This window comes from Hymenobacter aquaticus (assembly GCF_004765605.1).
Classification (GTDB): Bacteria; Bacteroidota; Bacteroidia; order Cytophagales; family Hymenobacteraceae; genus Hymenobacter; species Hymenobacter aquaticus.
The window spans coordinates 1,035,355-1,051,790 of sequence record NZ_SRLC01000001.1 but is presented as its reverse complement, the minus strand read 5'-3'; the positions used below and the strand labels follow the sequence as shown (position 1 = coordinate 1,051,790).

Sequence of the window (16,436 nt, the reverse complement as noted above, 5' to 3'; positions counted from 1 at the left end):
ACTTTTTTGTGTTCTTGCGAAACAAGGCCAGATTTGGTGGCCCAAGTCCGGGCGGCCGTGGTTCGTTTCTTTGTTATTCATGCCTGCTTACCTGGTTCGTTTTGCTAAAAAGTGGCTGTTGCTGTTGCTGGTCGTAGCGGGAGCGGAGCTGAGCGGTAGCGCCCGGGCGTTCAGTCAGGCCCCCGCGCCCGACATCAGCAAGCTGCTGGCCGAGGCCCGGAGCCTGCAGCAGCAGTACAAGGAATCGGAGGCCCTGGCCAAGTACGAGCAGGTGCTCCGGCAGGCGCCCGGCCACTACGAAGCTCTGTGGCAGGCCTCGGTGCTGAGCGTGCACATCGGCACCCGCTACACCGACGAAACCCGGAAAGCGGCCTACTTCGCCGCCGCCCGCCTGTATTCCACCCGCGCCCTGGTCGTGAAGCCGGAAGGCGCCGAGTCGAACTACGCCGAGGCTCTGGCCCTGGTAAATCAGGCCACGCTGCTCAGCTCGCGCGGCCGGCTGGTGGCCTACAAGGAAATGAAGCCCCACGTGTTCAAGGCCGTCGACAAAGCGCCCGGCTGGGCCGATGCCTGGCAGCTGCTGGGCCGCTGGCACTACCGCGTCGACCACTACAACCCCCTGGAAAAGTTCTACAGCCAGTTTTTTCTGGGCGGCATGCCCGGCAGCGCCAGCACGCCCCGCGCCATCGAAGCCCTGGTGAAAGCCCACGAGCTGGAGCCCAAAAAGATTCAGTTCTGCTACGACCTGGCGCGGGTACACCTCAACCAGGGGCAGCGCACCCGCGCCAGCAACGTGCTGCAGGAGGCCGCCCAGCTCACGCCCGTGACCAGTGAGGAGCTGGAAATGAGCCGCCGCTGCCGCGTGATGCTGATTCAGCTCAACAAGAAAATGCTCAAGCAGCTGCACCACAAAGTCAAAAAGACGCTGTAGCGGCGGCATTGTGCCTCGGCCGAGTATCTTTGCTGTCGTTGCCTTTTTTTCCTCTGCCTGCCGTGCGCCTTCTTCGTTTTTTTCTGGGTTTAGCGCTGGGGGCGCCGCTGCTGAGCGCCTGCGAGAATGCCCCGGCCAGCCGGGCCGAAACGATGGTCAACCTGACCTCGGTGCAGAGCGGCCCCCACATTCAGGCCCAGGAGCTGGAAGGGGCCATTGCCCGCCAGCCCCGCAATGCCTCGCTTTATGCCCGCCGGGCCGCCTTCCGCCTCGACGCGGGCCAGGTGCCGGCCGCGCTGCAGGACATCAACCAAGCCCTGGACCTCGACGACGCCCCGGGGGAGTTTTACTTTACCAAAGCCCGGGCCCTGCGGGCCCAAAACCGCCTCCAGGCCACCCTGGAAGCAGCGCAGGAAGCTTCGCGGCGCGGCTTTTCCTCCCCCGAGCTCAACCTGCTGGTGGGCGAAACCCACCTGGCCGCCCGCCACTACCAGGACGCCATCGACCAGCTCGACCGGACCCTGCAGCAGGAGCCCGACCATGCGGCCGCGCTGTTTTACAAGGGCGTGGCCTACCAGGCCCTGACCGACACCGCTCAGGCCCTGCAATACCTGCGCGCCAGCATTGCCCGCGACCCGCGCCAGCCCGAAACCCTGCACCAGCTGGCTTTTCTCTCCAATGCCTACCGCCTGCCCGCCGAGGCGGTGGTCTACACCCGGCGGGGCCTGAAGCTGGCCCCTGCCTACGGCCTGCTCTGGTACGACCACGGCCGGCAGTTCGAGCTTCAGAACCAGCCCGACAGTGCCCTGCGCTGCTACGGCAAGGCTATTTTGCTCGATACCACCCTCTACCGCGCCGATTACCGCCTGGCCCTGGCCGCCTTCAGGCAGCGCCAGTACGCGGTGGCCATTCCGCACCTGCAACGGGCCGTGCGCCGGGCGCCGCGCCTGCCCGAAGCCCGGCAGATGCTGGCCGAGAGCTACGAAAGCCTGGGGCGTAACGCCGACGCCCTGGCGCAGTACCGGCTGCTGGTGGCCGAAAACCCCGGCAACCGCCACTGGACGTTCAAAGTCTGGAAAGCTGGGGAAAAGGCCCGGCAGCTGCGCAACGACACGCTGTTCCGGCGGCGGGCCGTGGAGCCAATCGCGCCCCTGGTGCAGCGTTTCAAGCCCTCGGCTATTGACTAAGGCCGGGAGCAGCAGCGCCAGTTGCGTCTCGGTTAGGCCGCAGGAACTGCCGGTTGTTTACCGGTAGACCGGCAAAAATCAGGGCTCATATCGGGTCAATTCTATTCTTGCCCGCTAAAAACCGCCCCAAGCTGCTAACTTGCGGGCTAACGCTGTTTGTATAGCTACTTTATTTCCCACTCATGATTGACATCACGCTTCCCGACGGCTCGGTCCGCCAGTTCGAAGCCGGCGCCACGGGCTACGACGTGGCCGCCAGCATCAGCGAGGGCCTGGCCCGCAATGCCTTGGCCGTCCGCGTCAACGGGGAGGTTCGCGACCTGAACCGCCCCATCGACGCCAGTGCCAACCTCGAAATCCTGACCTGGAACGACACCGCCGGCAAGGCCACGTTCTGGCACTCCTCGGCCCACCTGATGGCCGAAGCCCTCGAGGCGCTGTATCCCGGCGTGAAACTCGGCATCGGCCCCAGCATCGAAAACGGCTTTTACTACGACATCGACCTGGGCGAAGGCCGCACGATTTCGACGGATAACTTCCCCGAAATCGAGAAGAAGATGCTGGAGCTGGCCAAAAACAAGAGCCGCTACGAGCGCCGCGAGGTAAGCAAGGCCGACGCCATTGCGTACTTCACCGAAAAGGCCGACCCCTACAAGCTCGACCTCTTGGAGCGCCTCGACGATGGCAGCATCACCTTCTACCAGCAGGGCGACTTCACCGACCTCTGCCGCGGCCCCCACATTCCCGACACCTCGCCCATCAAGGCCGTGAAGCTGCTCAACGTGGCCGGCGCCTACTGGCGCGGCGACGAGAAGAACAAGCAGCTCACCCGCATCTACGGCATCACCTTCCCCAAAGCCAAGGAGCTGACCGAGTACCTCGAAAAGCTGGAGGAAGCCAAGCGCCGCGACCACCGCAAGCTGGGCAAGGAGCTGGAGCTGTTTGCCTTCTCCGAGAAAGTCGGGGCAGGCCTGCCGCTGTGGCTGCCCAAGGGCACCGCCCTTCGCGAGCGGCTCGAGCAGTTCATGCGCAAGGCCCAGATCAAGTCGGGCTACCTGCCCGTGGTGACGCCCCACATCGGCTCCAAGGAGCTGTACGTGACCAGCGGCCACTACGAGAAGTACGGCGCCGACTCGTTCCAGCCCATCAAGACGCCCAACCCCGGCGAGGAGTTCTTCCTCAAGCCGATGAACTGCCCCCACCACTGCGAAATCTACAAGACCAAGCCCCGCTCGTACCGCGACCTGCCAATTCGCCTGGCCGAGTTCGGCACGGTGTACCGCTACGAGCAAAGTGGCGAGCTGCACGGCCTGACGCGGGTGCGCGGCTTCACCCAGGACGACGCCCACATCTTCTGCCGCCCGGATCAAGTAAAGGAAGAGTTTATCAAGGTTATTGACCTGGTACTCTACGTGTTCCGTTCGCTGGGCTTCGAAGACTATACGGCCCAGATTTCCCTGCGTGACCCCGAAAACAAGGCTAAATACATCGGCTCCGATGAGAACTGGGCCCTGGCCGAAAGCGCCATCCAGGAAGCTGCCGCCGAGAAGGGTTTGCCTACGGTAACAGAGCTGGGCGAAGCCGCCTTCTACGGCCCCAAGCTCGACTTCATGGTGCGCGACGCGCTGGGCCGCAAGTGGCAGCTGGGCACCATTCAGGTGGACTACAACCTGCCCGAGCGGTTCGAGCTGGAGTACGTGGCCCCCGACAACTCGCGGCAGCGCCCCGTGATGCTGCACCGCGCCCCGTTTGGCTCGCTGGAGCGTTTCGTGGCCGTGCTCATCGAGCACTGCGCCGGCAACTTCCCGCTGTGGCTCTCGCCCGAGCAGTTTGCCGTGCTGCCCATTTCGGAGAAGTACCAGGAGTACGCCCAGCAGGTATATGACAAGCTGGTGCAGGCCGAATTGCGCGGCTCCCTCGACAGCCGCGACGAGAAAATCGGCCGCAAAATCCGGGATGCTGAGTTGTCCAAAGTTCCGTACATGCTGATTGTAGGGGAGAAGGAGCAGGAAAACGGTATCGTCTCGGTGCGCAAGCACGGCGAAGGCGACATCGGCAGCGTCCCGCTGGATTCCTTCATCCGCAGCTTCCAGGAGCAGGTCGCCGAAATGACGGCGGTCTGAGTTGATGGGCTGATGTGCTAGTGTGGGAAAAGGGAGAAATGACTCCCTATACCTAAGAATACGTCTCTGCTATTATAAGAAGCCCTGCTACCGAAAGGTAGCGGGGTTTTCTGTAATAGTATTCTGTTAAAAATCAAAGTGTTGTCTTCTGGTAAGGACATTCCGTAGCCTTTCCCCAGGGCATTCTTCACATTCTTCCCATTAGCACATCAGCACATTAACCTAGCATTAGCCCATTAAAATATTGAGGGTTTGGAAAAAAAGGCGGATATTTGCCCGCTGATTGAACCCTCGCGGCCTAGGTCGTGTCAGATTCAACCAGCTCATCAAGACAATCAGCTCACCTTTCAGAAGGAGGACCAACTCATAGCAACCCCAAACCGCCGCTACATTCCCCGCGCTCAGGTCGAGGAGCCGTTCAAAATCAACCAGAAGATTACGGCCCGGGAAGTACGCCTGGTCGGCGAAAACGTCGAGCAAGGCATTTATTCTATCGAGCAGGCCCGTCGGATGGCCCAGGAGCAGAACCTCGACCTGGTCGAGATTTCGCCCACGGCTACTCCTCCGGTGTGTCGCGTTATCGACTACTCGAAGTTTAAATACGAGCAGAAGAAACGCACCCGCGAAATGAAGGCCAAGGCTACGAAAGTAGTCCTGAAGGAAATTCGTTTCGGACCCAACACCGACGACCACGACTTCGCTTTCAAGCTCAAGCACGCCCAGGAATTCCTGAAGGAAGGCGCCAAAATCAAGGCGTACGTTCACTTCGTGGGTCGTTCCATCGTGTTCAAGGAGCGGGGCGAAATCCTGCTGCTCAAGTTTGCCCAGGCTCTGGAAGACTTGGCCAAAGTCGAGCAGCTGCCCAAGCTCGAAGGCAAGCGCATGTTCCTGTACCTGGCTCCCAAAGTAGCGCCGTCGGTGGCCAAGCCGAAGCCCGCTGCCCCGGCCGCGAAAGACGGAGCTCCGGCCCCGAAAGAAGCGCAGCCCAAGGAAGCCCAGGAGTAGGCAACTGCCTCTCAATCCGCTTTTTCTTTTTTCTCAATTCATACCACAATGCCGAAAGTAAAGACGAAATCCGGTGCTAAGAAGCGTTTCACGCTCACCGGCTCGGGCAAGGTGAAGCGGAAGCACGCCTTCAAAAGCCACATCCTGACCAAGAAGTCGACCAAGCAGAAGCGTAACCTGACGCACGTAACCTTGGTTAGCTCCGCGGACATGAACCGCGTGAAGGACATGCTGGTTATCTGATTTGCTGAAAGCTGATTGTTGACTGTTATTCGTTTAACAATCAACAACCAACTATCAACAATCACCCAATTTTCAACCCGGCGTCCGGTCTCGAAGACTTCACTTGTATAGTCACCGGCCGCCAAAAAAGAGTAGGTTATGCCAAGAAGTGTAAACCACGTGGCCTCGCGCCACCGTCGTAAGAAAGTAATGCGTCTGGCGAAAGGCTATTTCGGCCGTCGCAAGAACGTATGGACCGTAGCCAAGAACGCCGTTGAGAAAGGTCTTCTCTACGCGTACCGCGACCGGAAAACCAAGAAGCGGGAGTTCCGCGCCCTCTGGATTCAGCGTATCAACGCTGGTGCCCGCGAGCATGGTCTGTCGTATTCGCAGTTGATGGGTGGCCTGAAGAAGGCTGGCATCGAGCTGAACCGCAAGGTTCTGGCCGACCTCGCCCTCAACCACCCCGCTGCCTTCAAAGGCATTGTGGACAAGATTAAGTAAGTAGCCTTGGCTGGCTTGCCAGCCCGACCGCTTACCAAAAGCCCTCGACCAGTTGCTGGTCGAGGGCTTTTGCTTTTAAAGCCGTGGCTAGGCGAAATCTGGGCTAGAACAATGGCTGTAAAGTATAGCAAGTAGGAGCAGGGACAAAACAAATCTGGCTAGGCAACCACCGGCGACGAAGGGTAGGCGAGTACTGGAAAAGTGAAAAATAAAATTGTAAATGATCTGATTACTGTTGCGATAATTGTATTCAGTGGGATTAAATTATTTTAGAATATAAACGTAGGCGTGCTGATCAAGAGAGTAGTTGAATAGTTATATAAAAGCGAAAGTGGATTTAATTTTTACGAGCTTTGACTTATACTATAAAATAAGATAAGTGCTTGATATGGTGTTTGTTTGAATTTATCTTTGTACATACTCCGAGCTCTAAACAAACTTACTATGTACAAAACGCTACTTCTTGTTTTTGGTCTGCTGCTGGGTGCTGTTGCATCATCTTCGGCCGCTGGTACAGCCACCGTCGGCAGTGGTTCAGCTAAGCCCTCCGTGTCGTTGCTGAAAAGAACACCCCGGGATAAGGCAAAATCCGGGCGCACTATCCACCGGCCAAACTACAAACGCTATAAAGGGCCTGGTAACCCGAACCGGGGGTTCATTGCCCTGTTTAGCTAACAGCTGCTCACCGCCTTCAAAAGCCCGCCCTGCCAGCGGGCTTTTGCTTTGCGCGTCATTGCCTCAGAAGCGGTAAGCCAGCTCACGCGCCTAGCTCGGGCAAGGCTGTTATCCGCAAGCCGCGCCGGGCACCATCCCGCTTCGCCGCCGACGTTTTCGCTTGGCTGCGCTATCTTGACGACCTAATCACCGCTCTTATTCTAGAAGACTATGCCTGGCTTGGTTCCCGGCCTACTTTCCTTCAACGGGCCTATGCGCGAGGCGCTGCGGGCCAACCGGAAAACCGTTACCCGGCGCCGCATTGCTGCCGGGTTCGGTATCCAAGAGCAGCCGGCCCATTACCGGTTTCTTGGCATGGATAAGGGAAGCGCCCTCTTTGAAGTGGGTGAGCCTGGCGCGGCCCCGCATCCCGCGCGTATTCCCTGTCCTTTTGGCCCGCCGGGTAGTTTGCTGCGCGTAACCGAAGAGCCCGACCTTGTTCTGGAAATAACGGAAGTGCGGGCCGAGCCGGTGCAGGCCATTACCGAAGCCGAAGCATGGGCTGAAGGAGTAGACCTCTGCCTCAGGGAATCCACCCCGGGAACCGGGCCCGCTACGGGCTGCGGCGCCCCTCCGCGCCATCCGGACAGTCTGCCCGCGGGGTCGGCCGTAGCAGCCTTTCGCGCCTTGATTACGGCCATTTATCCGACGGCCTGGGCGCGAAACGAGTGGGTCTGGGTTATCCGGTTCCGGCGGCGGTAGCAGTGGCCTCTTGGCCTGGCTGGGCAACTGATGACTTCTCTGGTAGCTTTGGTGCCCTAAGAGCAGGGTCGAGGCATTGCTCATAAGGTATCCTGCCGCGCGTAGCAGTAGTCAGGAATTGGCCGCGCCGGCGACAACTGCAGCCGTGTGGCCGGCCTTGCTGCCGCCGGCCTGCCGGATCAGGTCGATTATTTCCTTCGTACGATAAGTGGCCACGCTGGAAAAGCGGTGCTACTTGCGCCGGCGCAAATCCTGTCTCATCCGTAGGAGCCGGATCAGCCAGGAGAAGAAGCATACTGACCAGAAAAACAAAAAGGCCTTCCTGGATTAGGAAGGCCTTTTATCGTGTAGCGGGGACGAGAGTTGAACTCGTGACCTCAGGGTTATGAATCCTGTGCTCTAACCAACTGAGCTACCCCGCCCTGTTTTGGTGGTGCAAAGGTAATGACAAGATTTCGACTGTCGCAAGCCTTGTGTAAAAAAAAAGCCGTGTATATTGGCTGAACCCATGGCCTGCCTGGCTGGGGGCTCTCCCTATTTTCCTTGTTTTGTTCCGCTTATGCCTCTTTCTGCTACTCGTTCCAAGCATCGGTTTACGGTCGAACTTCCCGTAAATGCTTCCCCCAAAATCCTTTACCCGTATCTGGCTTCGGCCTCCGGCCTTTCCCAGTGGTTTTGCCAGGACGTGCGGATCGATGAAGACCACCGCTACAATTTTATCTGGGACAACCAGTCGCACTACGCGGAAATGAACTCGCACCGCACCAACCGCTCGGTGCGCTACGTTTTCCTGGATCAGAACAAGCGCCACACGCCCGACGCCAACTACCTCGATTTTAGCCTGGAGGAGTCGCAGCTTACCCAAGAAGTGTACCTGCGCGTGATTGACTACTCGGAGGAAACCGACGACATCGAGCTGCAGGAAATGTGGGAAAGCCTCATTCTGAAGCTGCGCGAGCTGGTGGGCGGCTGAGTTGCCAAAAAATAAACTTGGGGGAGCAAGAGCAAAACGAGCCGTATCTTCGTTTGTCTTTTGCTCCCCGCGGCGGCCACACCCGGTAGCCGGGCAGGGGAGAGCCTGCCATGAAAAAACTCGATAAGCTGATTTTGCGGGCCTTTGCCGGGCCATTCCTGCTCACCTTCGCCGTGGTGCAGTTCATCCTGCTCATGGTCACCCTGCTCAAGTACATGGATGACCTGATCGGCAAGGATCTGGGCTGGCAGGTGATTACCAAGCTGATTTTCTTTTTCAGCGTCATCACCATTCCCACGGCGTTGCCGCTGGCCGTGCTGCTCTCCTCGCTGATGACCTACGGCAACCTGGGCGAGCACCACGAGCTGACGGCCATTAAAAGCTCCGGCATTTCGCTGATCCGCATTCTGCGCCCGGTGCTGATTGTGAGCGTGCTGCTGGCCGGGCTGGCTTTCTGGTTCAACAACCGCATCGTGCCCAGCGCCAACCTGGAAACCTTCAGCCTGCTCTGGGACGTGCGCCAGCAGAAGCTGGCCCTCGACATCCGGGAAGGCGTGTTCTACAACGGCCTGCCCGGCTACACCATCAAGGTCAACAAGAAGGAAGGCGAAAATGGCGACCTGCTCAAGGGCGTCATGATCTACGACCACACCAACGGCCGCGGCAACTCCACCGTGATTCTGGCCGACTCGGGCCGCATGTTTACCCGTTTCGGGGGCAGCTACCTGGGGCTGGAGCTCTACCACGGCCGCACCTACGTGGAGCAGCCCGACTCCCGCGACCGGGCCGGGGCCAGCTTTATCCGCCAGGGCTTCGACCGCAACCTCATTACCTTCTCGCTGGCCTCCTTCGACCTGGGACGCACCAAAAAGGAACTCTTCGTCGATAACAAGATGATGAAGAACATCCCGGAGCTGGAGCAGTTCACCGACTCGCTGCACGACAAGCTGGTGGTGGAGCGCCGCACGTTTCCGCGCCAGCTGAACCCCTACTACACCTACATCCGCCTCGATACCACCGGGCGGGCCCTCAACCGGCGCGTGGAAGGCTGGCAGGTGCCGCCCGCCAAGCTGCCGGTGCTGAACACGGCCCTGGTCGACCAGGCCGAAAACCGGGTGCGCAACCTGCGGACCTACGTGGGCAGCACCTCCGAGCACATGAGCAATCTGGCCAAGGAAGCCGGTAACTTCCGCATCGAAATCTACCGCAAGTACACCCAGTCCATTGCCGTGCTGCTCATGTTCCTGATCGGAGCCCCGCTGGGCGCCATCATCAAAAAGGGCGGCCTGGGCGTGCCGGTGCTGATTTCCATCGTCTTTTTTATCGTCTACTACGTGCTGTCCATCATCGGCGAGAAGTACGGCCGGGAAGGCGTGATGCCCGTGGGGGCGGGCATGTGGATGGCCACGGCCCTGCTGCTGCCCGTGGGGCTGTTCTTCCTCAACCAGGCCCGCCGCGACTCCGGCCTGCTCGAAACCGACATCTTTGGCCGCCTCTTCCGCAAAATCAAGCTGCCTTTCCGCGGCTACAAGAAGGCGGTTTGATGTAATGTGCTCAAGTGCTCATGGGGTTGAATGTGCTAAACGCGTGATGCAAGCATTCCGCGGATGAAGCTGAGACGGAGCAATTCGTCCTGCAACGTGGGATGAGCATCCTTTCCTGAAAAGCCCTCAATCGTGGTTACGGTTGAGGGCTTTTCGGCCAAAGGGCTTTGGTTGCCGCGCAGAGTAAGCATCAGCGACGCGCCAGGACGGATGACCAGCCCATGGGTCATTTCAACGTATTAGCATATGAGCACATTCTAACACATTAGCACATTAACCATTAAATCCCTACCTTTGCGGCCACCCCGAGGTGCGGGGTGACATTTCTTTTCATATTTAATCCAAGACGGGGAAAACCTATCTGCCGATGAAACTCACTACCGAAATTAAGCAGGAAATCTTCGCGAAGAACAGCCTGACCAAGACTGCAACCGACACGGGTTCGGCTGAATCGCAAATTGCCCTGTTTACCCACCGTATCATTCACCTGACCGAGCACCTGAAGGTGAACAAGAAGGACTTCTCGACCCGCCTGGGTCTGCTGAAGCTCGTTGGTAAGCGTCGCCGCCTGCTGGATTACCTGCAGCACCGCGAAATCAACCGCTACCGCGCAATCATTAAAGAGCTGGGTATCCGCAAGTAACCTCGCCCGCCTGGAGCAGGGAGCCTTTTTACGAAGGTTCCCTGCTCTTTTTTTGGCCTAGCTGGTAACGAATCGGTGCCAGCGGGTTGTTGCCCCTACGATTCGCGCTTACCCCAGAGCAAAACCAGGTCCGATGCCGGACTTTGTTTTTCCAGGCTGCTCGCCCGCTGTCGCTTTTTCAAGCAAACTGAGAAGATGCCCAATTACACCGCTATTACCAAAAGCATTACCCTGCCCGATGGTCGGCAGATTTCCATCGAAACCGGCAAGCTGGCCAAATTCGCCGACGGTGCCGTAGTGGTACGCCTCGGCGACGCCATGCTGCTGGCTACCGTCGTGTCGCAGCCCAGCGCCCGCGGCGACGTGGATTTTCTGCCCCTGTCGGTTGATTACCAAGAGAAGTTCGGCGGCGCCGGCAACATTCCCGGCTCGTTCCAGCGCCGCGAAGGCCGCCTCTCGGACTACGAGATTCTGGTGTGCCGCATCGTGGACCGCATCCTGCGCCCGATGTTCCCCAAGGACTATCACTACGAGGTGCAGGTAATGATTACCCTGATTTCGGCCGATAAGACCGTGCAGCCCGACGCCCTGGCCGCCCTGGCCGCCTCGGCTGCCCTCTCGATTTCGGATATTCCCTTCGCCGGCCCCATCTCGGAGGTGCGCGTGGCCCGTATCGACGGCAAGCTGCAAATCAACCCCCTGACCGCCGACATTGCCCGCGCCGACATCGACCTGATCGTGGGTGCTACCGCCGACTCGGTTGCCATGGTGGAAGGCGAGATGAACGAAGTGAGCGAGGAAGAAATGGTGGAAGCCATTGCCTACGCCCACGAAGCCATCAAGGAGCAGGTGCGCGTGCAGCAGGAACTGGCCGCCGAAGTGGAGAAGTCCCACGTGAAGCGCGAGTACCCCAAGTACGAGGAAAACGACGACCTGAAAAAGCGCATTCAGGAAGGCGTGTACCAGCAGGCCTACGAAGTAGCCAAGTCGGGCAACACCAGCAAGGCCGGCCGCAAGGAAGCTTTCGGTGTTATCAAGAAGACGCTGACCGAGCAGTTGCTGGAAGAGCAGCCCGAGCTGGACATGAAGATGTTCGGCCGCTACTACTCGTCGGCCGAGAAGAAGGCCATCCGCGACATGATGATCAAGGAGCGCACCCGCCTCGACGGCCGCGCCCTGACCCAGATTCGTCCCATCTGGAGCGAGGTGAACTACCTGCCCGGCGCCCATGGCTCGGCGTTGTTTACCCGCGGTGAAACCCAGTCGCTGACCACCGTAGCCCTGGGCACCAAGCTCGATGAGCAGATCATCGACACGGCCATGACTTCGGGCTACAGCAAGTTTATGCTGCACTACAACTTCCCGGCCTTCTCGACCGGCGAGGTGAAGCCCAACCGCGGCCCCGGCCGCCGCGAAATCGGCCACGGCAACCTGGCGCTGCGCTCGTTGAAGAAAGTAATGCCTTCGGACGACGAGAACCCCTACACCGTGCGTATCGTGTCGGACATCCTGGAGTCGAACGGCTCCTCGTCGATGGCTACCGTTTGCGCCGGCTCAATGGCTTTGATGGATGCGGGTATTCCCGTCCGCGCGGCCGTTTCGGGTATTGCTATGGGCCTCGTGCAGGACAAGGAAACCGGCGAATACGCCGTGCTTTCGGATATTCTGGGTGACGAGGACCACCTCGGCGACATGGACTTTAAGGTAACCGGTACCGAGAAGGGTATCGTGGCTTGCCAGATGGACATCAAAATCCAGGGCTTGAGCGCCGAAATCATGACGGCCGCCCTGCACCAGGCTCGTGAGGGCCGCCTGCACATCCTGCGCGAAATGGCTAAGACCATCAGCCAGCCCGCCGCCGAGCTGAAGCCGCATACGCCCCGCTCGCACAAGATGCTGATCGACAAGGAGTACATCGGCGCCGTCATCGGACCCGGTGGCAAGGTTATTCAGCAGATCCAGAAGGACACCAACGCCACGGTTATCATCGAGGAGAAGGACGAGAAAGGCCACGTGAGCATCTACGCTTCCAACCAGGAAGACATGGAGGCCGCCATCGGCCGGATCCGCGCCATTGCCGCGACGCCCGAGGTGGGCGAAACCTACAAAGGCAAAGTGCGCAGCATTCAGCCCTACGGCGCCTTCGTGGAAATCATGCCGGGCAAAGACGGTCTGTTGCACATTTCTGAGGTGTCGCACGAGCGGCTGGCCACGCTGGAAGGCGTGCTGGAAGTAGGCCAGGAAATCGACGTGAAGCTGTTGGATATCGACAAGAAAACGGGTAAATACCGTCTCTCGCGCAAAGTATTGCTGCCCAAGCCCGAGCGGGCCGCCAGCAGCAACGGCGAAGCGCAAGCCTAACCATTTTCCCGTCGTAGAACTTTCGCGGGTATCGGTCTGTTGGTCACAATTAGCCGATACCCGTAGAAAGGGTACCCGATGTTTAACATTTTCCGAAATACTCTACTTCCGCGCCCGCAATGAGACAGCTAAAGATCAGCAAGCAAATCACCAACCGCGAAAGCCAGTCGCTGGATAAATACCTCCAGGAAATTGGCAAGGTGGATTTGCTAACCCCCGACGAGGAGGTAACGCTGGCGCAACGCATTCGAGAAGGCGACCAGCAAGCGCTGGAAAAGCTGACCAAAGCCAACCTGCGCTTCGTGGTGTCGGTGGCCAAACAATACCAGAACCAGGGCTTGTCGCTGGGCGACTTGATCAACGAGGGCAACCTGGGTTTGATCAAAGCCGCCAAGCGTTTCGACGAGACCCGGGGCTTTAAATTCATTTCCTACGCCGTGTGGTGGATTCGCCAGTCGATTCTGCAGGCCCTGGCCGAGCAGTCCCGCATCGTGCGTTTGCCCCTGAACCGCGTAGGTTCGTTGAACAAGATTTCCAAGTCGTTTTCCGAGCTGGAGCAGAAATTCGAGCGGGAGCCCTCGCCCGAAGAAATTGCCGAAGTACTGGAGCTCACGACTTCCGAAGTTGTGGACACGCTCAAGATTTCGGGCCGTCACGTGTCGGTGGATGCTCCCTTCGTGCAAGGCGAAGAGAACCGCCTGCTGGACGTGCTGGAAAACGAAGACGAGGAGTCGCCCGACACCGGCCTGATGAACGACTCGCTCCGCAAGGAAGTGCAGCGCGCCTTGAGCACGCTCACCAAGCGCGAAGCCGACGTTATTACGCTCTACTTCGGCCTCAACGGCGAGCATTCTCTGACCCTGGAAGAAATTGGGGAGAAGTTCAACCTGACCCGCGAGCGGGTGCGCCAGATCAAGGAAAAAGCCATTCGCCGCCTGCGCCACACCTCGCGCAGCAAGGCCCTGAAGCCCTACCTGGGATAAGTTTTCTACTTATCCGCCAAAGAAAAACCCCAGCAGAACGTTGGGGTTTTTCTTTGGTGGTAAGTCAATGACGCCGGAAAAGTACAGTCGGGTCCGGCCAGGGTGCTGCCCCGCGCCCGGGCTCCTGCCGTTCTGGATAAGCCAGCCCCGGCGGCTCTGACGATTCGGCATACTCGGGGTTATGGCTCAGTTTCGGCTAGCGCCCAATCAATGTTTGGCCCCGACGGTTGAAAAGCCGCGGGAAGCTTACTTTTGCAGTTCAAAATTGCCATTCCTACTCTCATGGAGAATACCACGGAACACGTAAAGTGTCTGATTATCGGTTCGGGGCCCGCGGGCTACACGGCCGCTATTTATGCCGCCCGAGCCAACATGGCGCCCGTTATGTACCAGGGCTTGCAGCCCGGCGGCCAGCTGACGATTACCAACGACGTTGAAAACTTCCCCGGCTACCCCGACGGCATTATGGGCCCGGAAATGATGGAAGACCTCAAGAAGCAGGCCGCCCGCTTCGGCACCGATATCCGCTACGGCCTGGCCACGGCCGTCGACTTCTCGGGCCACCCGCACCGGGTGACTATCGACGAAACCAAGCAGATTACCGCCGACTCCGTCATCATTGCCACCGGGGCTTCGGCCAAGTGGCTGGGTTTGGAGTCGGAGGCGCGGCTGAACGGCTCGGGCGTCTCGGCCTGCGCCGTGTGCGACGGGTTCTTCTACCGGGGCAAGGACGTGGCCATTGTGGGCGCCGGCGACACGGCCGCCGAGGAAGCCACCTACCTGGCTAACCTGTGCAACAAAGTATACATGCTGGTGCGCAAAGGCGAGATGCGCGCCTCGAAGATCATGCAGAAGCGGGTGCTGGACAATCCCAAGATTGAGGTGCTCTTCGATACGGCGACCGATGAGATTCTGGGGCAGTTTGCCGTGGAGGGCGTGCGGGTGAAAAACCTGCTCACGCACGAAACGCGCGAGTTGGCCGTTGAAGGCTTTTTCGTGGCCATCGGCCACGAGCCCAACTCCAAGATTTTTCAGCCCTACCTGCACCACGACGAGCAGGGCTACCTCAAAACGATTCCCGGCTCGGCCAAAACCAACGTGGACGGCGTGTTTGCCTGCGGCGACGTGCAGGACTTCACCTACCGCCAGGCCGTCACGGCCGCCGGCTCGGGCTGCATGGCCGCCCTCGACGCCGAGCGCTACCTGGCTGCGCTGGGAGTTCATTAATGGTGATTTAGTGATTTAGTGAGTTAGTGAGTTTTCGTTCGGCTTGCGCCAATTGCGCAGTATCGAACGTCAAACTCACTAACTCACTAAGTCGCTAAATCACTAAATCACTAAATAGCTTTTGCTCTTGTTGAAATTTGTGAAATACTGGCTGGGGCCGTTTCTGCTGCTGGTGCTGCTGGTGGCCGCGCCCGAGCAGGGGCTGGCGCAGCGCCGCAAGGTGCCTCAGCCCAAAGCCAAGGCCGGCTCGGCGGGCAAGCGGAAAGACTTCTTCCGCATTAAGTCGCCCAAAATCCGGTACGTGCGGCCCGACACGACCGTGCTGATTGAAACCAAGGACCTGCCCGACGACACCTCGGACGAGGCCAAATCGATTTTCTTTAACCCCGCCAAGAAGCTCTCCATCGTCAGCGAGGATACCACGACGCTCAACGAGGGCGAGCAGCAGATCGTGGAAATGTCGGAGGAAGTGCTGATCGACAGTTCCTGGATTAAGGTGGCCGGCTATTATGCTATCTGGGATACGCGCAACATCAACCCCTACCGGGTCGATGGCCGCCGCATCCGGGATACCCTAAACCTGCGGCTCACCGACCCCAGCAAGCAGCGCTTCGCCAAAATGCCCCTGCGCACGACCCCGCTCACGTCCGACTTCGGCTTCCGCGGCTACCGCTGGCACTACGGCGTGGACCTGGACCTGGAAACCGGCGACTCGGTGCGGGCCGCCTTCGACGGGGTGGTGCGCATTTCGAAGTGGGACGGCGGCGGCTACGGCAACTACCTGCTCGTGCGCCACTACAACGGCGTAGAAACCCTCTACGGCCACTTGAGCAAAGCCCTGGTGGCGCCGGGCACCTTCGTCAAAGCCGGGCAGCTGATCGGGCGCGGGGGCAGCACCGGGCGTAGTACCGGCTCCCACCTGCACTTCGAGGTGCGCTACGAGGGCAACCCCATCGACCCGGAGCGGATGTACGACTTCCCCGACTACAAGCTGCTCAAGGACAATTTCCAGATTACCTCGGCCCTGTTTGACTACTACAGCAAGGCCCTGCGGGCCAAAGCCGCCGCCAAGCAGCGCAGCGCAGCGGCGGCCTCGGCGGCCCGCCGCGTGGTCACGCACCGCATCCGCAGCGGCGACACCCTGTCGGAAGTAGCCCAGAAGTACGGCGTGTCGCAGGCCCAGCTGCGGCGCCTGAACGGCAACGTGAAAACCCTGCGCCCCGGCAAAACCCTGCGGATTAAGTAGAGTAGAAACCGCAGTAGTTTTTAAACAGCTGTCATCCTGAGCACGGCGAAGGACCTTATCACGTTCGTACG

General features: G+C 59.3%; 13 protein-coding genes, 1 tRNA gene and 1 pseudogene. 14 read left to right on the top strand and 1 reads right to left on the bottom strand.

Features of this window, described 5'->3' with window-relative positions; all coding sequences use genetic code 11:
* Positions 1-79 precede the first annotated feature (79 nt).
* From E5K00_RS04240 to E5K00_RS04205, 7 genes and pseudogenes are all read left to right on the top strand, one after another.
* Positions 80-931, top strand: coding sequence for a tetratricopeptide repeat protein (locus tag E5K00_RS04240; protein WP_135462003.1), 852 nt, complete (start codon positions 80-82; stop codon positions 929-931).
* A 62-nt stretch (positions 932-993) separates the two neighbouring features.
* Complete coding sequence (locus E5K00_RS04235) at positions 994-2,118, top strand: tetratricopeptide repeat protein (protein WP_135462001.1); 1,125 nt, start codon at positions 994-996, stop codon at positions 2,116-2,118.
* A 182-nt stretch (positions 2,119-2,300) separates the two neighbouring features.
* Entirely contained in the window at positions 2,301-4,241 is a 1,941-nt protein-coding gene (gene thrS / locus E5K00_RS04230; RefSeq protein ID WP_135461999.1) for a threonine--tRNA ligase, read from the top strand.
* A 366-nt stretch (positions 4,242-4,607) separates the two neighbouring features.
* A pseudogene (gene infC, locus E5K00_RS04225) lies at positions 4,608-5,156 on the top strand (translation initiation factor IF-3); the annotation flags it as partial.
* A 138-nt stretch (positions 5,157-5,294) separates the two neighbouring features.
* Complete coding sequence (gene rpmI, locus E5K00_RS04220; protein WP_100336010.1) at positions 5,295-5,489, top strand: 50S ribosomal protein L35; 195 nt, start codon at positions 5,295-5,297, stop codon at positions 5,487-5,489.
* Positions 5,490-5,627: 138 nt separating this feature from the next.
* The gene (gene rplT / locus E5K00_RS04215) at positions 5,628-5,972 is read left to right on the top strand and encodes a 50S ribosomal protein L20 (protein ID WP_100336011.1); all 345 of its coding nucleotides are present in this window, start codon (positions 5,628-5,630) and stop codon (positions 5,970-5,972) included.
* Between the two features lie 927 nt (positions 5,973-6,899).
* Entirely contained in the window at positions 6,900-7,388 is a 489-nt protein-coding gene (locus E5K00_RS04205; protein WP_135461995.1) for a hypothetical protein, read from the top strand.
* A 348-nt stretch (positions 7,389-7,736) separates the two neighbouring features.
* On the opposite strand, the gene E5K00_RS04200 is transcribed toward E5K00_RS04205, so the two are convergent.
* Positions 7,737-7,810: transfer RNA gene (locus tag E5K00_RS04200), tRNA-Met, on the bottom strand.
* A gap of 137 nt (positions 7,811-7,947) precedes the next feature.
* Between E5K00_RS04200 and E5K00_RS04195 the strand changes: the two genes are divergently transcribed.
* The 7 genes from E5K00_RS04195 (at position 7,948) to E5K00_RS23250 (ending at position 16,365) form a co-directional block, all read left to right on the top strand.
* On the top strand, positions 7,948-8,361 hold the full coding sequence (locus E5K00_RS04195; RefSeq protein ID WP_135461993.1) for an START-like domain-containing protein: 414 nt from the start codon (positions 7,948-7,950) through the stop codon (positions 8,359-8,361).
* 110 nt (positions 8,362-8,471) lie between these two features.
* On the top strand, positions 8,472-9,905 hold the full coding sequence (locus E5K00_RS04190) for an LptF/LptG family permease (RefSeq protein WP_135461991.1): 1,434 nt from the start codon (positions 8,472-8,474) through the stop codon (positions 9,903-9,905).
* A 367-nt stretch (positions 9,906-10,272) separates the two neighbouring features.
* Positions 10,273-10,548 (top strand): 30S ribosomal protein S15, encoded by a 276-nt coding sequence (gene rpsO, locus E5K00_RS04185; RefSeq protein ID WP_100336017.1) that lies wholly within the window; start codon positions 10,273-10,275, stop codon positions 10,546-10,548.
* Between the two features lie 195 nt (positions 10,549-10,743).
* Entirely contained in the window at positions 10,744-12,909 is a 2,166-nt protein-coding gene (pnp, locus tag E5K00_RS04180; protein WP_135461989.1) for a polyribonucleotide nucleotidyltransferase, read from the top strand.
* Between the two features lie 119 nt (positions 12,910-13,028).
* Entirely contained in the window at positions 13,029-13,892 is an 864-nt protein-coding gene (locus E5K00_RS04175) for a sigma-70 family RNA polymerase sigma factor (RefSeq protein ID WP_073111364.1), read from the top strand.
* A 282-nt stretch (positions 13,893-14,174) separates the two neighbouring features.
* Positions 14,175-15,119, top strand: a complete 945-nt coding sequence (trxB, locus tag E5K00_RS04170) for a thioredoxin-disulfide reductase (RefSeq protein WP_135461988.1) — start codon at positions 14,175-14,177, stop codon at positions 15,117-15,119.
* A gap of 139 nt (positions 15,120-15,258) precedes the next feature.
* On the top strand, positions 15,259-16,365 hold the full coding sequence (locus tag E5K00_RS23250) for a M23 family metallopeptidase (RefSeq protein ID WP_317128869.1): 1,107 nt from the start codon (positions 15,259-15,261) through the stop codon (positions 16,363-16,365).
* The last annotated feature ends 71 nt before the right edge of the window (positions 16,366-16,436 follow it).